The organism is Arcobacter sp. CECT 8989, assembly GCF_004116715.1.
Classification (GTDB): Bacteria; Campylobacterota; Campylobacteria; order Campylobacterales; family Arcobacteraceae; genus Halarcobacter.
Genome location: NZ_PDKE01000006.1, coordinates 1 through 18,541, shown reverse-complemented (window position 1 = coordinate 18,541; position 18,541 = coordinate 1). Strand labels below are relative to the sequence as shown.

The window sequence follows — 18,541 nt, the reverse complement described above, 5'->3', positions numbered from 1 at the left end:
AAGGAGTTTATTATGAGTCTTAAAAAAATCACATCTTTAACAATGTTATTGTCAATGATTCTTATGACTTACACTGGAATCATGTTGTTTATCTCTCCTCCTGGAAGAGTTGCAAAATGGTCTAACTGGGAAATATTAGGATTAGGAAAAGAAGAGTATGCACAAGTACACTCAACTTTTATGGTTCTATTTATTGTAGCTACTATTTTACATATATATTATAACTGGAAACCTATGCTTAGTTATATGAAAAATAAAGCAAAAGTAGTAGTTGTATTTACAAAAGAGATGGCTGTAGCTTTTGTGATTACACTTGTTTTTTTAGTAGGAACTTTAAATGAAGTATCACCGTTTTCTACATTTATAGATTTTGGTGAAGATATAAAAAACTCATGGGAGCAAAAGTATGAAAAAGCTCCATATTCCCATGCAGAACTTGATACTTTAGAAGAGTTTGCTTTAAAAGTAGACTTTGATTTAGAAAAAAGTTTGGCTATTTTAAAATCAAAAAATATTGAAGCTAATGAAATGGATACTTTAAAAGATATTGCTAAAAACAATAACATAAGTGCTCAAAAAGTTTTCTCAATATTAAGTGAAAAACAAAAAGTTAGTGTTAAAAAGTCTGATTCACTTTCTGGCTTAGGAAGAAAAAATATTTCACAAATAGCAAATGATTTAGGTATTGAGACAGAAGAGTTAATAGCTAAATTAAAAGTTTTAGGAATAGATGCAAAAGGTGAGGATAAGTTTAAAAGCTTATGTGAAAGTATAGGAAAAACACCAAAAGAAGTAATAGAAGAGTTAGGGTTTTAACTCTTCTATTTCAGTAGTTTAAAGATATCAATTGGAGTTTCAACTATATGGTCGGCTCCATTTTCAATCAACTCTTTTGGACCTCTAAATCCCCAAGATACACCAACTGCTTTCATATTTGAGTTTTTTGCAGTTTGCATATCCACATCACTATCTCCCACAAAATAGATATTTTCACACTCTAAATTTAAAGCATTTGCAATTTCTATAGCTGCACTTGGGTGGGGTTTTTTAGGAACATGCTCTTTTGAACCATGTACCTCTAAGATATTTGAATATTTTGGAAAAAACTCATCAACATATTTGATTGTAAACTCATGGGGTTTATTTGATAAAACAGCTACTTTTATCTCATTTTCATGTAAAAGGTCTAGTAAATCATAAATTCCATCATAAGGCTTTGTGTTATCGTGTAACTCTTGGTCATATACTTCTTTAAATCTTTCTAGAACTTTTCTGTTTAATTCTTCAGTAGAATCTTTTGGTACAGCATTATTAACTAAAACTTCTGCACCTCCACCAACAAAATATTTGTAAGCTGCTATTTCATGGGTTGGTAGATTAAACTCTTTTAAAACAATATTTGAACAAAGTGCAATATCTGTTAAAGAATCTATTAGTGTTCCATCTAAGTCAAATATAAATCCATTATTTTTCAAAGTAGTTCCTCATAGTTTATTTTTCTATTATATTAGAAGATATTTTATCTTTTGAAAATATAAAAGAGATAAAAACTGTAATTAATGCTAAAAGTGAAGTAATCATAAATATATCAGAATAGTCTTTTGTGATATCGTGAACTACTCCCGCAACAAATGGTCCAAAGGCTTGAAATACTGCAAAAAGAATAGTTACAAGGGAAAAGACTTTTGCTGTTTTACTTCCATGAAACTCTATTGAACAAAGTAAAGTTACCAAAGAAGGAATACTCCAAACAGAGATACCAAATAAAATTACTGAAACCCAAATAGAAAAAGAAGGAAGGCTAAAAGCTAAACTTCCATGAGCTATTGTTTGTAAAGCAAATACAAAAATCAATGTTTTGTATGCTCCTATTTTATCAGCAAGTGTTCCAAATAAAAAGCCAGAGAAGATACTCATAAATCCAAGTAAAGTCCAAAAGTTCCCTGAAATATGTGTTGATAATTCATACTTTTGCATTACAGCGCTTACAAAAAAGGTTACATAAATAGAGTAAGTAAAACCAAACACTATATAAACAAATGCAATCTTCCAAAAGCTTGTTGTAGTAATAAACTCTTTAGTTTTAAAGGTGATATCACTTATATTGTGTGCAGCATGTTTCTTTATTCCAGGTTGAGACATAAAAGCAACAACTACAAGGATTAAACAAAAAATCATCCATGCTGTTTCCCAAGGAACATCTTTTACAATATCTTGCGTAAAAGGAACTATTTGACCACTTAATACTATGGCTAAACCACTTGCACTTACAATTATCCCTAAAGCTTTTCCCCTAATATTTTTAGGAATAACATTTGAAATATAAGCCATAATAGCAATATTTGAAATAGCAGAAAAGAAGCCACTAAAAGAATAAAAAAACGATACAAGTTTGTAGTCATTTGTAAGGGTCATTAAGAACATGGAAAAGGCTTGTAATAAAATAGTTGTAAAGATTAATCTATGAGTAGAAAATTTTCTATATAAAAAGGTTGCAAAGAATATTCCAATAAAATATCCAATAAAATTTGCAGTTCCTATAAAACCTACTTGTGAAGAACTAAGAAGTAGACTTTCTTGCAAGTTTGGTAGAACCATTCCAAAAGAGAATCTTCCAAAACCTAAACAGGCTAAAATTACTAAAAATGATGCGATAATTGATTTTATATATGGTTTCATTCTATTTTTTATCTTCTCTAATAGGCTTTTTTAAATTTAATCTGCAATAATACTCTTTTATAACTAAAGGTAGATTATGAACACATGGGATGATATTTTAAATATTGAAAAAAATAAAGATTATTATAAAAGTTTAGAAAGCTCTTTAGAAAAAGAGTATGCAACAAAAAAGATTTTTCCACCAAAAGAGTTAATTTTTAATGCTTTTGAGAAAACGCCTTTAAAGGATTTAAAGGTAGTTATTTTAGGACAAGACCCTTATCATGGAGAAGGACAAGCACAAGGTTTCTCTTTCTCAACACCAAGTGATATTAAAAACCCTCCTTCTATGCAAAATATTTTAAAAGAGATAAAAGAGGATTTAGGAAATGACTCTATTTGTTTAGATGGAGACTTGACTCCTTGGGCAAAACAAGGAGTTCTTTTATTAAATGCAATTCTAACAGTTGAAGAAGCAAAACCAAAATCCCACCACAAAATGGGTTGGGAAACTTTCACTGACAATATTATTAAATATATCTCATCATCATGTGAAAATATAGTTTTCATACTTTGGGGAGCTCCTGCTATTAAAAAAAGAAAACTAATTGATGAAACAAAACATCATATTTTAACTGCGCCTCATCCAAGTCCTTTATCTTCTTATAGAGGATTTTTTGGATGTAAACATTTTTCAAAAACAAATGAGATTTTAAAACAAAACAATAAAGAGCAAATACAATGGTAATAAATGAAGATACTTGGGAATTAGTGACAACTGATAGTATAAATCAGTTATTAAGAGTTAAAAAAGATATTGATTTAGAAGGTTTTGAGACCTTAGTCATAGTAAAACATAACTTCCATGTGGCAGATGATATTATGTTTCCAGACCCTGCATGTTTAGCATTTTTTACAGCCTTTGAAAAAAATCATTTAGAAAAACTTGAAGAAGAAAGCTTTTTAAAGCTTTGTGCAGTTGATATAAAAGAGGGAGTCATGAAGTTTTATATCTATTGTAAAAACTATGAGCAAACTATTGAGCAACTAATTGAGTTCTTAAAAACAAACAGTTTATATGAATGTGAATTTGAAGTAAGTATTGAAGATAAAGGGGCTAGATTAAAAAATTTAATCTAGCTTATTTGTTTAGTTTAGTTAGTAAGTTAACGAAATTTCTATTATGAATTTTGTTTACTTGCATAAAAATAAATGCAACAACAATAACATTTAAGTGAATCATCGCTTCTTTGAACTCTAAAAATGCTAAAACAATACCAGCAACTAAGATAAAAATTGGATATGCTAGTTTAACTCTTTGCTCATCCCTTGCAAAAAGAATTTGATAATCTTTTAGATTTGAACTTATAAAAGATTTGTCATCTGCTGTAAGTTTTTTCTTGTTTTTTAGGTCATCTAAACCTTTTAATACATCTAACTTTTGTTTGTATTGATAATATTTTACAAATATCATGATTAGTATAACCATTGATATGAAGTTAGATATTAACTCTAGTGGTATTTGTCCCATTGTGTCTTTCCCCTTTGATTTAAAAGATTTTATTATATTTGAGTTTATACTTTACTAATGAGCAGTTTAAATAAAATTAAATATTATTTATATATAATTTAATTTATTATATTAAAGGAGCAAGAAATGAAAAAAATATTCTTAGGACTAATGTTGAGTTGTGCATTGTTATTTGCATCAATTGACTTAAATAGCGCAAGTAAAGAGGAGTTGATGCAGATAAAAGGAATTGGAGAGAAAAAGGCTTCAATGATAATTGACTTTAGAAAAAAACAAAAAATTAATAATCCTAAAGATTTATTAGTTTTAAAAGGTTTTGGAAAAGGTTTGATTAAAAATATTGAAAAAGATGTAAAAGTTAAAGAAGCTAAAAAGTAGCTATATATTAAAACCTAGGAAATTTTCTGCTAAAATACTATCTAAAAAGGAGTTTGGTATGAAAATTTCTGGGAATTCTTTTTGCCCATGTGGGAGCTTAAAAAAGTATAAAAAATGCTGTAGACTATTTCACTTTGGTGAAACTCCTTTAACTGCATTAGAGCTTATGAAATCAAGATATAGTGCTTATGTTGCAAACAATCAAGACTATATTATTTCAACTACTCATAGAGATAATGCAGAATATACAACTGATATTCAAGGTTGGAAAGACTCAATAAACAATTTTTCAAAGTATAGTGACTTTAGAAAGTTAGAGATATTAGACTTTATTGATGGTCAAGAGGTATCTTATGTGACTTTTAAAGCCACTATATTTCAAGGTGCGATTGATTCTTCTTTTGTGGAAAAAAGTAAATTCCTAAAAGTAGATGGAAGATGGTTGTATCATAGTGGAGAATTTGTACAATAAATTATAAAGGTAAAGATATATGAAGATTTTATTAGCTCCAGCAGAGACAAAAAATAGTGGTGGAGAAAACAAACCTTTTTGTAAAGAGAACTTTTTTTTAGAAGAGTTATTTGAAAAAAGAGAAGAGATTTTTAATACTTACGAAGAGTATGTTTCTAGTTTAACAATAGAAGAACTATCTAAATGGTTTGGTTTAAAAAAGCTAGAAGAAGTGGAAAAATACAAAGAGAGTTTAAAAAATAAGCCAACTATGAAAGCTATCAATAGATATGAAGGTGTTGCTTTTGATGCTTTAGATTATAAAAACTTAGATGAAAAAACGCAAAAGTATATAGATGAAAATGTATTATTATTCTCAAATCTTTTTGGTCCAATAAAAGCAAATGATTTAATACCTGACTATAAATATAAGCAAGGTTCAAAACTTCCTAATATAAATGTTGAGAAATTTTATTTAGAGAACTTTTCAGATAGTTTAGATGAGTTTGTTGGTGAAGAAGTGATTGATTTACGAGCAGGTTTTTATGAGAAGTTTTATAAAGTAAAAAAAGCAAATGTTTTGACATTTAAATTTATAAAAGATGGGAAAGTTGTTTCTCACTGGGCTAAGTTTTATAGAGGAAAACTTTTACAAGAAATAGCAAAAAATGATATAAAAAATCATAGTGAGTTTATGCAAATGCAAATTCCTGGATTAAAGCTTGAAGAGATTCAAGAAAAGAAAAACGTGAAACTACTTATAATGAGTATCGAGGATTAAGAAGTACTCCTATGAGTACTTCTTATTATTTAAATATATCAGCAGTTTGGTTTTGATACCAACCTACAGCATATTCTGCTTCTAATGCTCTAAATGAATCATCAGCACCCATAGGACTTAGTCCTCCCGCTCCTGGAACAGTTTTAATTCCATCTTCGTGAGCTTCATAAACAGCAGCAACTGTGATACCATAATTTGGTGCAATTAAACTATAACAAGTATTTGCAAGTTTTGGTGGGTTTACTACAGGTTTATTTTTCAATAATCTTGTGATTTGAAGTGCTGCAATTTTAGCTTGTGAATTTGCAGAGAAACCAGATTTTGGCATCTTTGTTGCAATTGACGCATCTCCAATTACATGTACATTTTCAACAAGTCTTGACTCAAAAGTTTTAGTGTTAACTGGACACCAATCACCTTTTGTAAGTCCTGAATCAAATGCAAGTTGTCCAGCTTTTTGTGAAGGAATATAGTTAAGAACATCTGCTTTTACAACTTCATCTTCAGTTGTAATCTCTAATTTTTTAGGATCAACAGAGATAACTTTTCCTCCAAACTCTGCACTTCTCCATTCAATCATATCACCATAAAGGTTTTCCCAACCCTCTTGGAATAGACCTTGTTTAGAGAATTTATTCTTTTGGTCTAAGATGATGATTTTAGAGTTTGGTTTATGAGTTTTTAAATAGTGTGCAACTAAAGAGATTCTTTCATATGGACCAGGAGGACATCTAAATGGATTAGCTGGGGCAACCATTACATATGTTCCTCCATCATTCATTCCTTCAAGTTGTTCTCTTAAAAGTGTAGTTTGAGCACCTGCTTTATATGCATGAGGAGCATACATTTCAGAACCTTCTACATAACCTTTTTCATATTTGAAATCAATCCCTGGTGATACGATTGCTCTGTGGTAAGGAATAACATCACCATTTTCTAAGATTACAGAATTAGTAGCTCCATCAACTTTTTTTACTTTTTCATGGATAACTTGTACTTTATATTTAGATTCTAAAGTTTTGTAATCATGTCTAATATAATCAATATCATTAAGTCCTGCAATTACAGTATTTCCAAATGGACAAGTGTAATACTCTTTGTTTTGTTCAATTAAGATTACTTCTGTTTCAGGAGAGAATTTTTTTAGATATTTAGCAGCAGTAGCTCCACCGAAACCACCTCCTACTACAACAACTCTTTTTTTATCTTTAGGTAAAGAAACACTAGTGATACTACTACAAGCAGCAAATGAAAGTGCAACTGATCCTACAAGTACTTTATTAAAATGTCTTCTATTCATCATGTTCAATCCTTTATCTTTCTACTTTAGAAAAGTAATAAGAGATTTGTTCTAACTCAGCATCAGTAAAACCTTTTGCATGTTTTTGCATCATTGTTCCTGTCTTTTCCCCATTTTTATAAGCAAGTAACGTTTGATACATAACTGTTTTACTCATACCAGCTATATATGGTGTTATAGTTGTAGATTTTCCATCAGTCCCATGACATGATGCACATGATAGAGATAACATCTTTCCTTGTAAAGCATCGTACTCTACAGCGTAAGTGAAGCTACATAGACAAAATAGTGCTATGAATAACTTTTTCATTTGTGCCCCTTTTAGTGTGTGATTTAGTGAACCTCAAAAATAAAGCTCTTAAATAATAATATTTATTTTTTCTTAAGCAAAAATTAATTTTAGGCTATAAATATTGATATATTTTGAGGTGTTACCATTCGTCTAAGTTTTATCTAAGGTTTATATGTTATAAATTTACACATAAGATGTAAAAAAAATACATATTATATGTAAAATTTTTTATGTCAATAAAATATTTTAAGGAAAGACAAATGTCAAAAAGTGAAATAAATATTTGTAAACCTTCCAAGAAAGATGCACAGAAAATTTACGAACTTGTGAAAAGTACTAAGGTGTTAGATGTAAATTCTGAATACCTTTATTTGTTACAAACTACACATTTTCGTGATATTTGTTCAGTTGCAACATATGAAGATAAAGTAATTGGCTTTGTATCAGGATATATGATTCCAAATGAGCCAAATACTCTGTTTATATGGCAGGTTGCAGTTGACTCAGACTTTAGAGGAAATGATTTAGCAAGAAGATTAATTATGGACATAATTCAAAGAGAGGATTTAAATGTAAACTATTTACATACAACAGTATCTCCTAGTAATAATTCATCTATTAGGGTATTTGAAAAAGTTGCAAATCATTATGAAACTCAAATGAATAGTATGGAGTTTTTCGAAGCTAGTGATTTTACTAATCAACATGAAGAAGAGGTTCTATATAAAATAGGACCGTTTAAAAAATAAAGGAAAAAGAGAAGATGAGAATTTTTGAAAACTTAGAATCAGAGGTAAGAGGTTATATTAGGAGTTTCCCAACAATTTTTGAAAAATCAAAGGGAGCTATTTTAACAAATGAACAAGGTGAAGACTTTATTGACTTTTTTGCAGGAGCTGGAACATTAAACTATGGACACAATAATGACCACATTAGTTCTGCATTAATTGAGTATATTCAAAAAGATGGTGTTGTTCATGGACTTGATATGGCAACAAGTGCAAAAAAAGAGTTTTTACAAACTTTCCAAGACACAATCTTAGTACCAAGAAACCTTGATTATAAAGTTCAATTTACTGGGCCAACTGGTACAAACTCAGTTGAAACAGCTTTAAAACTTGCAAGACTTGTAAAGGGAAGATCAAACGTAGTTTCATTTACAAATGGTTTCCACGGATTAACTCAAGGTTCATCTTCTGTTACTGGAAACAACGACTATAGAGATGAGAGTTATATTAGTAGAACAAATGCTACATTTATGCCTTTTGATGGTTACTTTGGAGATATGAATACAATGGCATACTTTAGAAAGTTTTTAGAAGATAGCAGTAGTGGTGTTGATATTCCAGCAGCTGTTATTGTTGAAACTATTCAAGGTGAGGGTGGAATTAATGTTGCATCTAAAGAGTGGTTACAAGAGCTTGAGTCAATTTGTAGAGAGTATGACATTTTATTAATTATTGATGATATTCAAGTTGGTAATGGTAGAAGTGGTGAATTCTTCTCATTTGAATTTGCAGGAATTAACCCAGATATCGTAACTATGTCAAAATCTATTGGTGGTGGTTTACCAATGGCACTTGTATTATTAAAGCCTGATTTAGACCAATGGAAACCTGGTGAGCATACTGGTACATTTAGAGGAAACAACTTAGCATTCGTTGCTGCAAAAGTTGCAATTGAGCAATATTGGCAAAATGATGACTTATCAAATGCTGTTAAGTACAAAGAAAAAGTGATTAAAGATGAGCTTCAAAAAATAGCTGATAAATATAAAGATGATTTAGAAGTAGTTGTTAGAGGTAGAGGTTTAGCATATGCATTTGATATTAAAAATGATAACTCAGTTGCAGGAGAACTTTCTTCTTTAGCATTTGAAGAGAAGCTTATTGTAGAAACTTGTGGTAGTGAAGACCAAATTGTTAAGTTCTTACCACCATTAATTATTGATGAAGAGACTCTTCTTGAAGGTCTAAAAAGATTTGATAAAGCAGTTGGAAGATTAGTAAAAGAAAAGAAAGAAAAATTAACAGGGGAGTTTTAAGAGATGATTGTTAAAGATATTAAAAAAGATGTAATGGGAACTGAAAGAGAAGTATTTGCTGAAGGTGGACAATGGGTTAGTAGAAGAATGCTTTTAAAAGATGAAGGCATGGGATTCTCATTTCACGAAACAATTATTAAAGCAAATACAAAAACACATATCCATTACCAAAACCATTTAGAAGCAGTTTATTGTGTAGCTGGAAATGGAAAAATTGAAGATTTAGCAACAGGTGAAGTACATGACATCTATGATGGTGTTATGTATGCTTTAAACAATCATGATGACCATAACCTTTATGGTGGAAGTGAAGACATGAGACTTATTTGTGTATTCAATCCTCCTATTAAAGGAACTGAGCACCATGATGAAAATGGAGTATATCCTTTAGAGGACTAATTGTGAGATTTATCTATATTAAAAACTATTTAAATATATCAAGGGAAAAGAAATTTGAATTTATAAAGTTCATCTATAGCTTTGAAGAGTTTAAAGTGATTAATCAAAAAATCGTTTTAAATGACAATGCCTTAATTATCGAGCTAAGCAAAGACTCTTCTTTTGATATTGCTAAAACTCTAATAGATAAATTTTTTCAAGATTATGACTATATTGAAACATTTTTTATTGACTCATTAGCCATAGAAGAAGATAATACTCTAATTTTAAAAAGAGATGATGAAGTGGTTAGGAGTGTATATATTAAATGAGACTATTAACATATAACTTGGATGAAAAACTATTAGATTATATAGATGAAGAGCAATTATATATAGTAGATATTGCAGAAGATATAAGTGATGCAATATATCACAGTGAAGTAAGATATTACAATTTAGTAATTGTAGATTGTAATAATTACTTTGACTGTAAAAAGATATTAAGAAATATAGATAATAGAGTAACAGCAGTAGTATTTTTAGTAGATGATTACACTAAACAATTAGAGTTAAGTCTATTAAAAAAAGGTGCAATTTCAGTATTAAAAAAGCCAACTTCCAATGAATATATCTTAGCAAAAATGGAGTCAATCCATAGGGATAACTTTAAAAAAGAACTTTTTTATAAAGACAACTATAAAGCTAACTTAGAGGAAAAAGCCTTAGTAAGTGATGACAAAAAAGTTGTATTTAAAGGAAAGTCTTTTTCTATTTTGAGTTATCTAATAAAAAATAGATATAGAGCACCAATCTCAAAAGATGAACTACTACAAGCAAACTGGGATGAACCAGAGATGGTATCAGATAATGTGATTGAGGTTAATATTAACTCAATTAGAAATAGTCTAAAAAAAGAGTTTGATGAGAACTTTATTGAAACAGTTAGACATAGAGGCTATAAGGTAAGTATTTAACTTATAAGGAAATAAGAAAAATGAATGTAAAAGTATGTAAATTTGGAGGAAGTTCAGTAAAAGATGCCTCCCAGATAAAAAAAGTTTTTAATATTATTAAAAGCGACGAAAAAAGAAAAGTAATAGTAGTTTCTGCACCTGGTAGAGATGACACTCACAATGAAAAAATAACTGACCACTTACTAAACCTTTCAACTGATGGAAATCATTTTTGTGAACAAAAAATAGAAGTATCTGCAAAAGATAGTTTTGATGCAATTATCAATAAGTTTGAGCAACTTTGTAAAGATTTAAAAGTAGATAGTAAGCCTATTATTGATTCCCTAGTAAAAGATTTAAATAATAACTCTTTAAAAGGTGAAAAAAGAAATGCCTTTTTTCTATCAAGAGGAGAGCACTATAATGCAAAACTTATAACTGAGTTTATGCGAAAAAATGGTTTAAATATAAAACTAATGCTTCCTGAAGATTTTGGTTTTATCTTAACATCTGAATATTGTGATGGAAAAGTTTCTAAGAAAACTCACAAAAATATTAGTGAGTACTTCAATTTTGAAAAGGCTGATTACTATTTAGTGCCTGGTTTTTATGGAATAAATGAAGATAAAGAAATCTCTGTTATGAGTAGAGGTGGAAGTGATCTTACTGGTGGAGAATTAGCTTATGCTTTAGATGCAGATATTTATGAGAATTGGACTGATACAAATGGAGTTTATGAAGTTGACCCTAGAGTGATTAAAGGGGCAAATGTTATTCCTAGACTTACTTTTAAAGAGTTAAGACTATTAAGCTCTAAAGGTTTTAACGTATTCCATTTTAATGCAATGTTAAATTGTAAAAAAAGTAAAATACCAATTAATATTAGAAATACAAATAATCCAGAACATGAAGGTACACTTATTTTAAATGAAAGAGTACCTATGGAAGACTTAGTAGGTATTGCAAAACTTGATAATATGGCTGCAATTCATTTACAAAAAGATATGTTAGCTGATGAAATAGGTTTTACAGCAGAACTTCTTAAAATCTTTAGTGAGTTTGGAATAAATACTTATCACTATCCTACAGATAGAGATGATATCTCTATTTTAGTTGACCAAGAAGATTTAAAAGGTAATATTAACAATCTAAGAAGAGAGATTGAAAGAAGACTAAAAACTGATAATATCTATGTTACATACAACTTAGCAATCATTACTCTTGTAGGAATTGGTTTAAGAGAGAACGCATTTGCAATAGTAGATGCAATTACAGCATTAAAAGAAGAGAACATGTCTTTTGAGATGTTTGATATGAGTCCTTCAAAAATTTCATTCCATATTGGTGTATCTCAAAATATTTCTGACATAGCTTTGGAAACTTTATATAAAAAAATGTTATCTTAGGGGAAAATTTACCCCACAAAGGATTTAGATGAGAAAAGTATTTTTGCTATTATTTGTCATAGTTAGTGTAACTTTTGCTACAACAACAAAAGAAGAAAAAGTTCAAGATAGGATAAATAATTTAGAAAAGCCTTTGTATAACCCATTTGTAGAGAACTATATTTTACATGAAATTAAGCAGTTAAGAGAAGAGAACAGAAATCTAAAAGTTGAATTACATGAAACTTTAGCAAAAAAAGAGATTACTATGTCTAACAATGTAGTTAATTATGCAACTTCAACTATTAATAATATGTTCTATATTATTGCCGCTGCTACGTCTTTACTTGTAATTGTTGGATGGACATCAATTAAAGATACAAATGAAAAAGTAAAAAATATGATTGATGAAAAGACATCAAAGATTATTGAAGAGTATGAAGAGAGACTTTTAAATTTTGAAAGAGATTTAGAAAATAGGTCTAAACAAGTAAAACGTAATCAACATGAGATTGAGGTAACCAATACAATTCACTCTTTATGGCTTAGATCAAGTCAGGAGTCAACTCCTGCAGGTAAGGTTGAAATCTATGATGAGATTTTAAATATTAGACCTGATGAAGTAGAAGCCTTAACTTACAAAGCAGATGCTGTTTTAGATATGGGTGAAGCAAATTGGGCATTAAACCTTACAAACCAAGCTTTAGAGATAGACAATTCATATGCAAATGCTTATTATCAAAGATCTAAAATCTATGCTGTTCTAGGACAAGAAGAGAATGCAATTTTAGATTTAGAAAAAGCAATTGACTTAAATGAACAGTATGTTGAAGAAATAGAAAATGATGAAGAGTTTGAAACTCTACTTAGCAATGAAAAAGTTCAAGATATACTTAAATTAAAAGCAACAGTTTAGACTTCTTTAGGAAGTCTTTTACTGTATAAAAACAGTAAAGAAAATAAAGCAAAAATAGTTGAGTAAAGGAATAAATTCTCACCATAAAGCCAACCTGCAAGTAAAGCTCCTAAAAAACCACCTAAACCATAAGCTACCCCAAACATAAACTGCTGAGCAAGTTTTTTATTTTCATATAGTGAGTATAGATAAATCACTACTGCACTATGGAATAATCCAAATGAAAAGGCATGGATACCTTGACTTATAAAAGTAAGTGTCAGATTATCTGGATACATATAAACAATAAACCATCTAAGTGCTGTCACTGCTACAGAAAACTTGATTAAAGCAAGTAGATTTTTCTTTAAAAGTGGTCCTTGAAAATAAAGAATAAATATTTCACATATAACACCAAAAGACCAAAGATAAGAAGTCATTTCAAGACTAATACCATGTTCTGTTTCGTAAATAGTAAAGAAGTTATAAAAAGCACCAAAACTTAATTGCATAAAAAATAGACTTATCCAAAAAGGCCAATATTTAAAGAAAGAGAATTCACTATTAGACTTTGATTCATCATGGCTTACATCATCATATCTAAGCAATAAGAAGGCAAATAGTACAGTTAGTACATTCACTGTTAAATAGTAATGAAGAGCAACATATGGGTTTGTAAGAAACTGTGCTAGTACAAGTGATATAATCATAAAACCAATTGAGCCATAAAGCCTTGATTTACCATATCTTCCTTTTCCTAGTACTTTCACTGCTGTAACTTCTAAGTAAGGCAATATCATAGATAAACAAGCTGCTAAAACAGCATTATTTATCATTAGTAAATAAAGATTCTCTAAAGTTACATAAAGCATTAAAGAACAAGCTACAGATAAGAGTAGAGCTGTTTTAAATACATTTTGATTTAATGTAATATGTTTTAAAAATAAAAATGGAGTAATAAACTTCATTAGTGGTGCAATTGCAAATACTACACCAATCTCAAAAGCTGAATAGCCAATATCATGTAAAACTTTTGGTAAGAATATTACGTATACTCCAACCGCTGCAAAATAGAAAAAATAAAATGCAGAGAGTTTAAAGAAAAGCATTTATTCTTTTGTTTCTATAACAGTTGTTTTGGTAAGTAAATCTTGTATAGTCTTTTTATCTTTTCTGAAAAAAGGTAAAAATGCTAAAAGTATCGTAGTTGCAGAAACTAGAAATATTATATATCTAAGAATTGCTTTTGGTAATGATATTTTTTCTTTAGTATTATCATCAATTAGTTTGATTGAATAAGCTTTAAAACCAGGAGTTTGCCCTTTAACTATCCAAAAAAGAACAATTATAAGACCAAAAACTAAAGCTGTAATCCATCTTGCTTCATCACTTCCTTGGAAATCATCTTTTCCATCCATGATTAAATAAGTAGTTATATACATAATTGGCATCATTATCATAAACATATCAACGATAAATGCTTTGATTCTATTGCCAATTGGTGCAGAGGCGAAAGAGTCTTTTATCTCTTCTGTAGTTGAAGAAGACTCTTTAGAAACATTTCCTTGTTTTATATCTCGCCATCTGTTTGCCATGAAGATTAGTTTCCTCTACTTCCTGGTTTATATGCTTCACTTCCATCTTTACATAAAGGACAATCTTCTGGAGAATACATTTCAAAAGTAAAGTCATCTAATGCAAAAAGTGGCTTATCTAATGGTAGTTTACAGTTATCTTTAGGTTCAGAATCAGAACCCTCTCTAGAACAGAAACCTCTATTTGCTAAAGCTGCATAAGCAACAATATTTCCACCATCATTTTCTACTTGTTTTGCTGCTTCAAGAGCTGAACCACCAGTTGTGATAATATCTTCACAAATAACATAGTTTTCACCTTCTTGTACTTCAAAACCTCTTCTAATAGTCATTTCACCATCAACTCTTTCAGCAAAGATAAATCTTACATCAAGTGCAGTTGCAAGTGCAAAACCAGCAACTAGTCCACCAAGTGCAGGAGAACATACAGCATCTACTTTGATTCCAGAGTTTTTAACTTGTTCAGCTAAAGCTTCAGCTAGAAGCTTTGCCGTTTTAGGGTCTTCTAAAACTTTTGCTGATTGTAAATAAAACTGTGAGTGGTTACCACTACTTAATTTAAAATGTCCTTCTAAAAGGGCATTAGCATCTCTATAAATTTGTTCTACGTTCATAATTATACCGTTAAAATTTCTTGTTCTTTTGCTTTTAAAGTCTCATCAGCTTTTACAACATAAGAATCAGTAATTTTTTGAATTTCGTCTAATGCTTTTTTGTTTTCATCGTCAGTAATCTCTTTATCTTTATGTAAAGCTTTTACTTTATCATTTGAGTGTTTTCTTACATTTCTAATAGCAACTTTTGCATTATCAGTCATACCCTTAGCTTGTTTAGCACTCTCTTGTCTTTGCTCTACAGTCATTGGAGGGAAGAATAATTTAATTACATCACCATCATTATTTGGGTTTACACCAATGTTTGCAGCATTGATTGCTTGCTCAACTTCACCTAGAAGATTCTTTTCCCAAGGGTTAACAACAATTGTTGTAGCATCAGTTGCAGTTACTGAACCAACTTGGTTAAGTGGAGTAGGGTTTCCATAATAATCAATTGAAATCCCTTCTAGGATATTTGTGTTAACTTTTCCAGTTCTTAAAGTTTTATAATCTCTTTTTAAAGCCTCAATAGACTTTTCCATATGATCTTTAGTTTCTTCATAGATTTCTTCTAACATTGTATTCTCCTTGATTGTTTATCTAATTGAAATTTGTAAAAGATTATACCATTATAACCTTTTATATATTGATTTATTGAGTCAAATTTGAAAGCTACTAACTTAAAAAAGTTAGTAGTTAAAGGTTTGTTTTTTAGAAGTAAAAGATACTCCATTTTAAAACAAATTATTTACTTTCAGGAATTGTAGGAACTACAGGTGCAGCATTAGTTGGTGCAGCAGGTGCAGTTGTTTTATTTTCTGTTGGTACGCTTGGAATAAGTGTGTCTGTTTTAACACTGTCCACAGCACTTTCCATTTTTTGTTGATTGTAAATATATCCTAATGCAATTGTATTAATAACAAAAAGAAGTCCTAACGTCATAGTCGCTTTGCTTAAGAAGTTTCCTGGTCCTTTAGCACCAAATACAGAGTCATTGCTTCCACTGTATGCTCCAAGTCCGATACTAGAACTTTTTTGTAATAAAATAGTTATAGTTATGATAATTGCTAATACAAACTGAACTATTAAAAGTGTAGATGTCATTTTAAATTCCCTTTTAAAAAAATGGTAGGTATTTTACCTAAAACTTATTAAGAAAAAGTTAAAATATAAATATGTCTACTAAAAACCAATTTTCAAAATACGCAAACGAATATAAAAATCATAATATTATTCAACAAATTGTTGCAAAATCACTTGTACGTGAATTAAAGTTTCAACCTAAAAGAGTGCTAGAATTAGGCTGTGGGTCTGGACAAGTATTTAATCATATCAATTGGGAATTAGATTTTTATAAAGCAATTGATGCTTCAAAATCAATGTGTGAACTTCATCCAAAATCTAAGAATATAGAAGTAAAGTGTTTTGATTTTGATACAGATGAGTTTTTAAATGAAATCAAAAATGATAAATATGATATCGTTTTATCTTCTTCTGCTTTACAGTGGTCAAAAGACTTATCAAAGATTATAAAAACCCTAAGTAACATTACCGATGAAATAAATGCAGTATTGTTTACTTCAAACACTTTTAAAACAATTCAAAGTATTACAAATACAAAATCACCAATATTAGATGAAGACTCTATAAAAGAAGCATTTTCAAAATATTTTGAATGTGAGTTTGAAACAATTCTTTATAAATTGGAATTTAACAATAAAAAAGATTTATTTGATTATATTAAAAAATCAGGAGTTAGTCCTAATGCTTCTTTATCTTTTAAAGAGGCTAAAAGACTTTATAAAGAGTATAATTTAAACTATTTAGAGTTTGAAGTTATATTTATTAAGACTGTTTCCAAATTATAAAGTTCATATCTTATATATTTGAAGTTTTCACTATCTTCAATAGATGTTAGCTTTGTAATCTCTTCTAGAACTCTTGAGCTTTCTTGAGCTCTTTTAAAGTTAGCTATTAAAATAGAGTTCAAATCACTTCTATTTTGTTCACTTTTAATAGATTCTCTTAATACATCATTATTTACATCTCTAGTACTTAATACTTCAATATAGTTATTAACTCTACAAAGATGTCTAAGTGATTTAAGTTTTAATGCTATTTCTTTATTATCATAGTTATATCTAAAGATATCCTCAACTACTCTAATACCTTCTTTAAGTCTATTAAGGTTTGCATCAATTAATCTAAGAGTTTTGTTATTGTCAGTCATGTGTAGTAAAACTAGCCTAAAAGGCTAGTTTATTAGTCGTCGTTGTTTAAGATTCCAAATATTTGTAATAAAGATACAAATAAGTTGAAGAAATCTAAATAAAGTGCAATTGCTGCTTCAATTGGAGTTTCAAATCCACCTTTGATGATTTGTTGTGTATCATAAAGAATGAAAGCAGAAAATAGTAATGCACCAACACCTGCAATCCCTAATTGTAATAGTGGAGATTGGAAGAAGATGTTTGAAATAGAACCAACAATAAGGATAATTAATGCAATGAATAACATTTTACCCATTGAAGAAAAATCTCTTTTTGTTGTCATTGCAAACATTGAGATTCCACCAAATGCAACTGATGTCATTAAAAATGCTTGAGCAACAATTGACGCACCAGCAGGCATCATTAAAATTTTACTTAATAGTGGAGTAATAGTTAAACCACTTAAGAAAGTAAATCCAAATAATACAGCTAGGTTAATACCTGGCTTATTTTTTACTGCATAAAGTGCAAATAGTAATATAAATTCTAATATTACTAGTCCCCAATACCAGCTTGCAATAATAGAAACCATATCAAGACCGATATAAGCTCCCGCTGTAGCAGCTAATAATGAACCAGCAAATAACTGGTAAGTTGCTTTTAAGAAGCTCATTAACGAAGCTTTTGATGCATCTTGCGAGTTGTATTGAGATGATTCTTGTGAAAGATAATCTCTGTTATACATTTCAATCCTTTCTAATTTTTTGATATTTTATAATGTTAGTCTTAATATTTACTTTAATATTTAATACTAATGTTACATTATAATGAATAATTGTTCACATACTATATTTTAAATCATTTTATGTGTATATATTATGGATACATATATATATGAATAGAAAAAAAGACATAAAAAAGAGCAAAAGTAAAAAACTTTCAAAATTTAAGCTTCAATTAAGAAGAAACCCTTGACAAGAGGAGAAAAATCTATTATAATTCCCGTCCAATTTCAGAGGAACGACATCAAAAATGGTTGAAAGAGTTGCGAAGGAATGGGAGATCTTTTAAAATTTAGAAGGTTTGTAAATA

26 protein-coding genes are annotated in these 18,541 nt (G+C 29.3%); 14 read left to right on the top strand and 12 right to left on the bottom strand.

The genetic code is table 11. From position 1 onward, the window contains the following. Positions 1-12 precede the first annotated feature (12 nt). Entirely contained in the window at positions 13-816 is an 804-nt protein-coding gene (locus CRV02_RS07090) for a DUF4405 domain-containing protein (RefSeq protein WP_129089738.1), read from the top strand. A gap of 5 nt (positions 817-821) precedes the next feature. On the opposite strand, the gene CRV02_RS07085 is transcribed toward CRV02_RS07090, so the two are convergent. Together CRV02_RS07085 and CRV02_RS07080 are read right to left on the bottom strand one after the other, a co-directional pair. After that, a complete protein-coding gene (locus tag CRV02_RS07085; RefSeq protein ID WP_129089737.1) occupies positions 822-1,475 on the bottom strand; it encodes an HAD family hydrolase in 654 nt (217 codons plus the stop codon). A gap of 16 nt (positions 1,476-1,491) precedes the next feature. Next, the gene (locus CRV02_RS07080) at positions 1,492-2,679 is read right to left on the bottom strand and encodes a YbfB/YjiJ family MFS transporter (protein ID WP_129089736.1); all 1,188 of its coding nucleotides are present in this window, start codon (positions 2,677-2,679) and stop codon (positions 1,492-1,494) included. Between the two features lie 76 nt (positions 2,680-2,755). On the opposite strand from CRV02_RS07080, the gene ung reads away from it, so the two are divergent. Both ung and CRV02_RS07070 read left to right on the top strand, forming a co-directional pair. Further along, positions 2,756-3,406: a uracil-DNA glycosylase gene (gene ung / locus CRV02_RS07075; protein ID WP_129089735.1), complete on the top strand. Its 651-nt coding sequence runs from the start codon at positions 2,756-2,758 to the stop codon at positions 3,404-3,406. Next, entirely contained in the window at positions 3,400-3,798 is a 399-nt protein-coding gene (locus CRV02_RS07070) for a DUF695 domain-containing protein (protein ID WP_129089734.1), read from the top strand. Before ung ends, CRV02_RS07070 begins: the two co-directional genes overlap by 7 nt. 1 nt (position 3,799) lies before the next feature. Here the strand turns inward: CRV02_RS07070 and CRV02_RS07065 are convergent, their stop codons facing one another. Beyond that, a complete protein-coding gene (locus tag CRV02_RS07065) occupies positions 3,800-4,189 on the bottom strand; it encodes a hypothetical protein (protein ID WP_129089733.1) in 390 nt (129 codons plus the stop codon). Positions 4,190-4,315: 126 nt separating this feature from the next. Between CRV02_RS07065 and CRV02_RS07060 the strand changes: the two genes are divergently transcribed. From CRV02_RS07060 to CRV02_RS07050, 3 genes are read left to right on the top strand one after another with little or no spacing between them, the layout of a single operon-like run. Beyond that, positions 4,316-4,567, top strand: coding sequence for a helix-hairpin-helix domain-containing protein (locus CRV02_RS07060; RefSeq protein ID WP_129089732.1), 252 nt, complete (start codon positions 4,316-4,318; stop codon positions 4,565-4,567). 58 nt (positions 4,568-4,625) lie between these two features. After that, on the top strand, positions 4,626-5,039 hold the full coding sequence (locus CRV02_RS07055) for a YchJ family protein (RefSeq protein ID WP_129084160.1): 414 nt from the start codon (positions 4,626-4,628) through the stop codon (positions 5,037-5,039). Positions 5,040-5,058: 19 nt separating this feature from the next. Next, complete coding sequence (locus CRV02_RS07050; protein WP_129089731.1) at positions 5,059-5,799, top strand: YaaA family protein; 741 nt, start codon at positions 5,059-5,061, stop codon at positions 5,797-5,799. 25 nt (positions 5,800-5,824) lie between these two features. On the opposite strand, the gene CRV02_RS07045 is transcribed toward CRV02_RS07050, so the two are convergent. After that, on the bottom strand, positions 5,825-7,102 hold the full coding sequence (locus tag CRV02_RS07045; RefSeq protein WP_129089730.1) for an NAD(P)/FAD-dependent oxidoreductase: 1,278 nt from the start codon (positions 7,100-7,102) through the stop codon (positions 5,825-5,827). A gap of 10 nt (positions 7,103-7,112) precedes the next feature. After that, positions 7,113-7,409, bottom strand: coding sequence for a c-type cytochrome (locus CRV02_RS07040; protein WP_129084163.1), 297 nt, complete (start codon positions 7,407-7,409; stop codon positions 7,113-7,115). A 242-nt stretch (positions 7,410-7,651) separates the two neighbouring features. Here CRV02_RS07040 and ectA point away from each other — a divergent pair, with 242 nt between their 5' ends. From ectA to CRV02_RS07005, 7 genes are read left to right on the top strand one after another with little or no spacing between them, the layout of a single operon-like run. Continuing rightward, positions 7,652-8,140: a diaminobutyrate acetyltransferase gene (gene ectA / locus CRV02_RS07035; protein ID WP_129084164.1), complete on the top strand. Its 489-nt coding sequence runs from the start codon at positions 7,652-7,654 to the stop codon at positions 8,138-8,140. 14 nt (positions 8,141-8,154) lie between these two features. Then, complete coding sequence (gene ectB, locus CRV02_RS07030; RefSeq protein WP_129084165.1) at positions 8,155-9,435, top strand: diaminobutyrate--2-oxoglutarate transaminase; 1,281 nt, start codon at positions 8,155-8,157, stop codon at positions 9,433-9,435. A 3-nt stretch (positions 9,436-9,438) separates the two neighbouring features. Next, on the top strand, positions 9,439-9,834 hold the full coding sequence (locus CRV02_RS07025) for an ectoine synthase (protein WP_129084166.1): 396 nt from the start codon (positions 9,439-9,441) through the stop codon (positions 9,832-9,834). Between the two features lie 2 nt (positions 9,835-9,836). Beyond that, complete coding sequence (locus CRV02_RS07020; RefSeq protein WP_129089729.1) at positions 9,837-10,145, top strand: hypothetical protein; 309 nt, start codon at positions 9,837-9,839, stop codon at positions 10,143-10,145. Continuing rightward, positions 10,142-10,789, top strand: coding sequence for a winged helix-turn-helix domain-containing protein (locus tag CRV02_RS07015; protein ID WP_129089728.1), 648 nt, complete (start codon positions 10,142-10,144; stop codon positions 10,787-10,789). Before CRV02_RS07020 ends, CRV02_RS07015 begins: the two co-directional genes overlap by 4 nt. A gap of 20 nt (positions 10,790-10,809) precedes the next feature. After that, positions 10,810-12,174, top strand: a complete 1,365-nt coding sequence (locus CRV02_RS07010) for an aspartate kinase (RefSeq protein ID WP_129089727.1) — start codon at positions 10,810-10,812, stop codon at positions 12,172-12,174. Positions 12,175-12,202: 28 nt separating this feature from the next. Next, positions 12,203-13,069 (top strand): tetratricopeptide repeat protein, encoded by an 867-nt coding sequence (locus tag CRV02_RS07005; RefSeq protein WP_129089726.1) that lies wholly within the window; start codon positions 12,203-12,205, stop codon positions 13,067-13,069. On the opposite strand, the gene CRV02_RS07000 is transcribed toward CRV02_RS07005, so the two are convergent. From CRV02_RS07000 to secG, 5 genes are all read right to left on the bottom strand, one after another. Then, positions 13,066-14,157, bottom strand: coding sequence for an MFS transporter (locus CRV02_RS07000; RefSeq protein WP_129084171.1), 1,092 nt, complete (start codon positions 14,155-14,157; stop codon positions 13,066-13,068). The two genes, CRV02_RS07005 and CRV02_RS07000, sit on opposite strands and share 4 nt — an antisense overlap. Next, positions 14,158-14,643, bottom strand: a complete 486-nt coding sequence (locus CRV02_RS06995; RefSeq protein ID WP_129084172.1) for an RDD family protein — start codon at positions 14,641-14,643, stop codon at positions 14,158-14,160. It lies immediately after the preceding gene. Positions 14,644-14,648: 5 nt separating this feature from the next. Then, the gene (gene pyrE / locus CRV02_RS06990) at positions 14,649-15,257 is read right to left on the bottom strand and encodes an orotate phosphoribosyltransferase (protein ID WP_129089725.1); all 609 of its coding nucleotides are present in this window, start codon (positions 15,255-15,257) and stop codon (positions 14,649-14,651) included. Positions 15,258-15,259: 2 nt separating this feature from the next. Then, positions 15,260-15,817, bottom strand: a complete 558-nt coding sequence (frr, locus tag CRV02_RS06985; RefSeq protein WP_129089724.1) for a ribosome recycling factor — start codon at positions 15,815-15,817, stop codon at positions 15,260-15,262. Between the two features lie 166 nt (positions 15,818-15,983). Next, positions 15,984-16,343 carry a preprotein translocase subunit SecG gene (secG, locus tag CRV02_RS06980; RefSeq protein WP_129084175.1) on the bottom strand — a complete coding sequence of 120 codons (360 nt, stop codon included), beginning with the start codon at positions 16,341-16,343 and terminating at the stop codon, positions 15,984-15,986. Positions 16,344-16,414: 71 nt separating this feature from the next. On the opposite strand from secG, the gene CRV02_RS06975 reads away from it, so the two are divergent. Beyond that, on the top strand, positions 16,415-17,107 hold the full coding sequence (locus CRV02_RS06975; RefSeq protein ID WP_129089723.1) for a methyltransferase domain-containing protein: 693 nt from the start codon (positions 16,415-16,417) through the stop codon (positions 17,105-17,107). Here CRV02_RS06975 and CRV02_RS06970 read toward each other — a convergent pair. After that, a complete protein-coding gene (locus CRV02_RS06970; RefSeq protein ID WP_129089722.1) occupies positions 17,059-17,469 on the bottom strand; it encodes a thiamine-phosphate pyrophosphorylase in 411 nt (136 codons plus the stop codon). The genes CRV02_RS06975 and CRV02_RS06970 overlap by 49 nt on opposite strands. A gap of 32 nt (positions 17,470-17,501) precedes the next feature. After that, complete coding sequence (locus CRV02_RS06965) at positions 17,502-18,194, bottom strand: Bax inhibitor-1/YccA family protein (RefSeq protein WP_129084178.1); 693 nt, start codon at positions 18,192-18,194, stop codon at positions 17,502-17,504. Positions 18,195-18,541 lie beyond the last annotated feature (347 nt).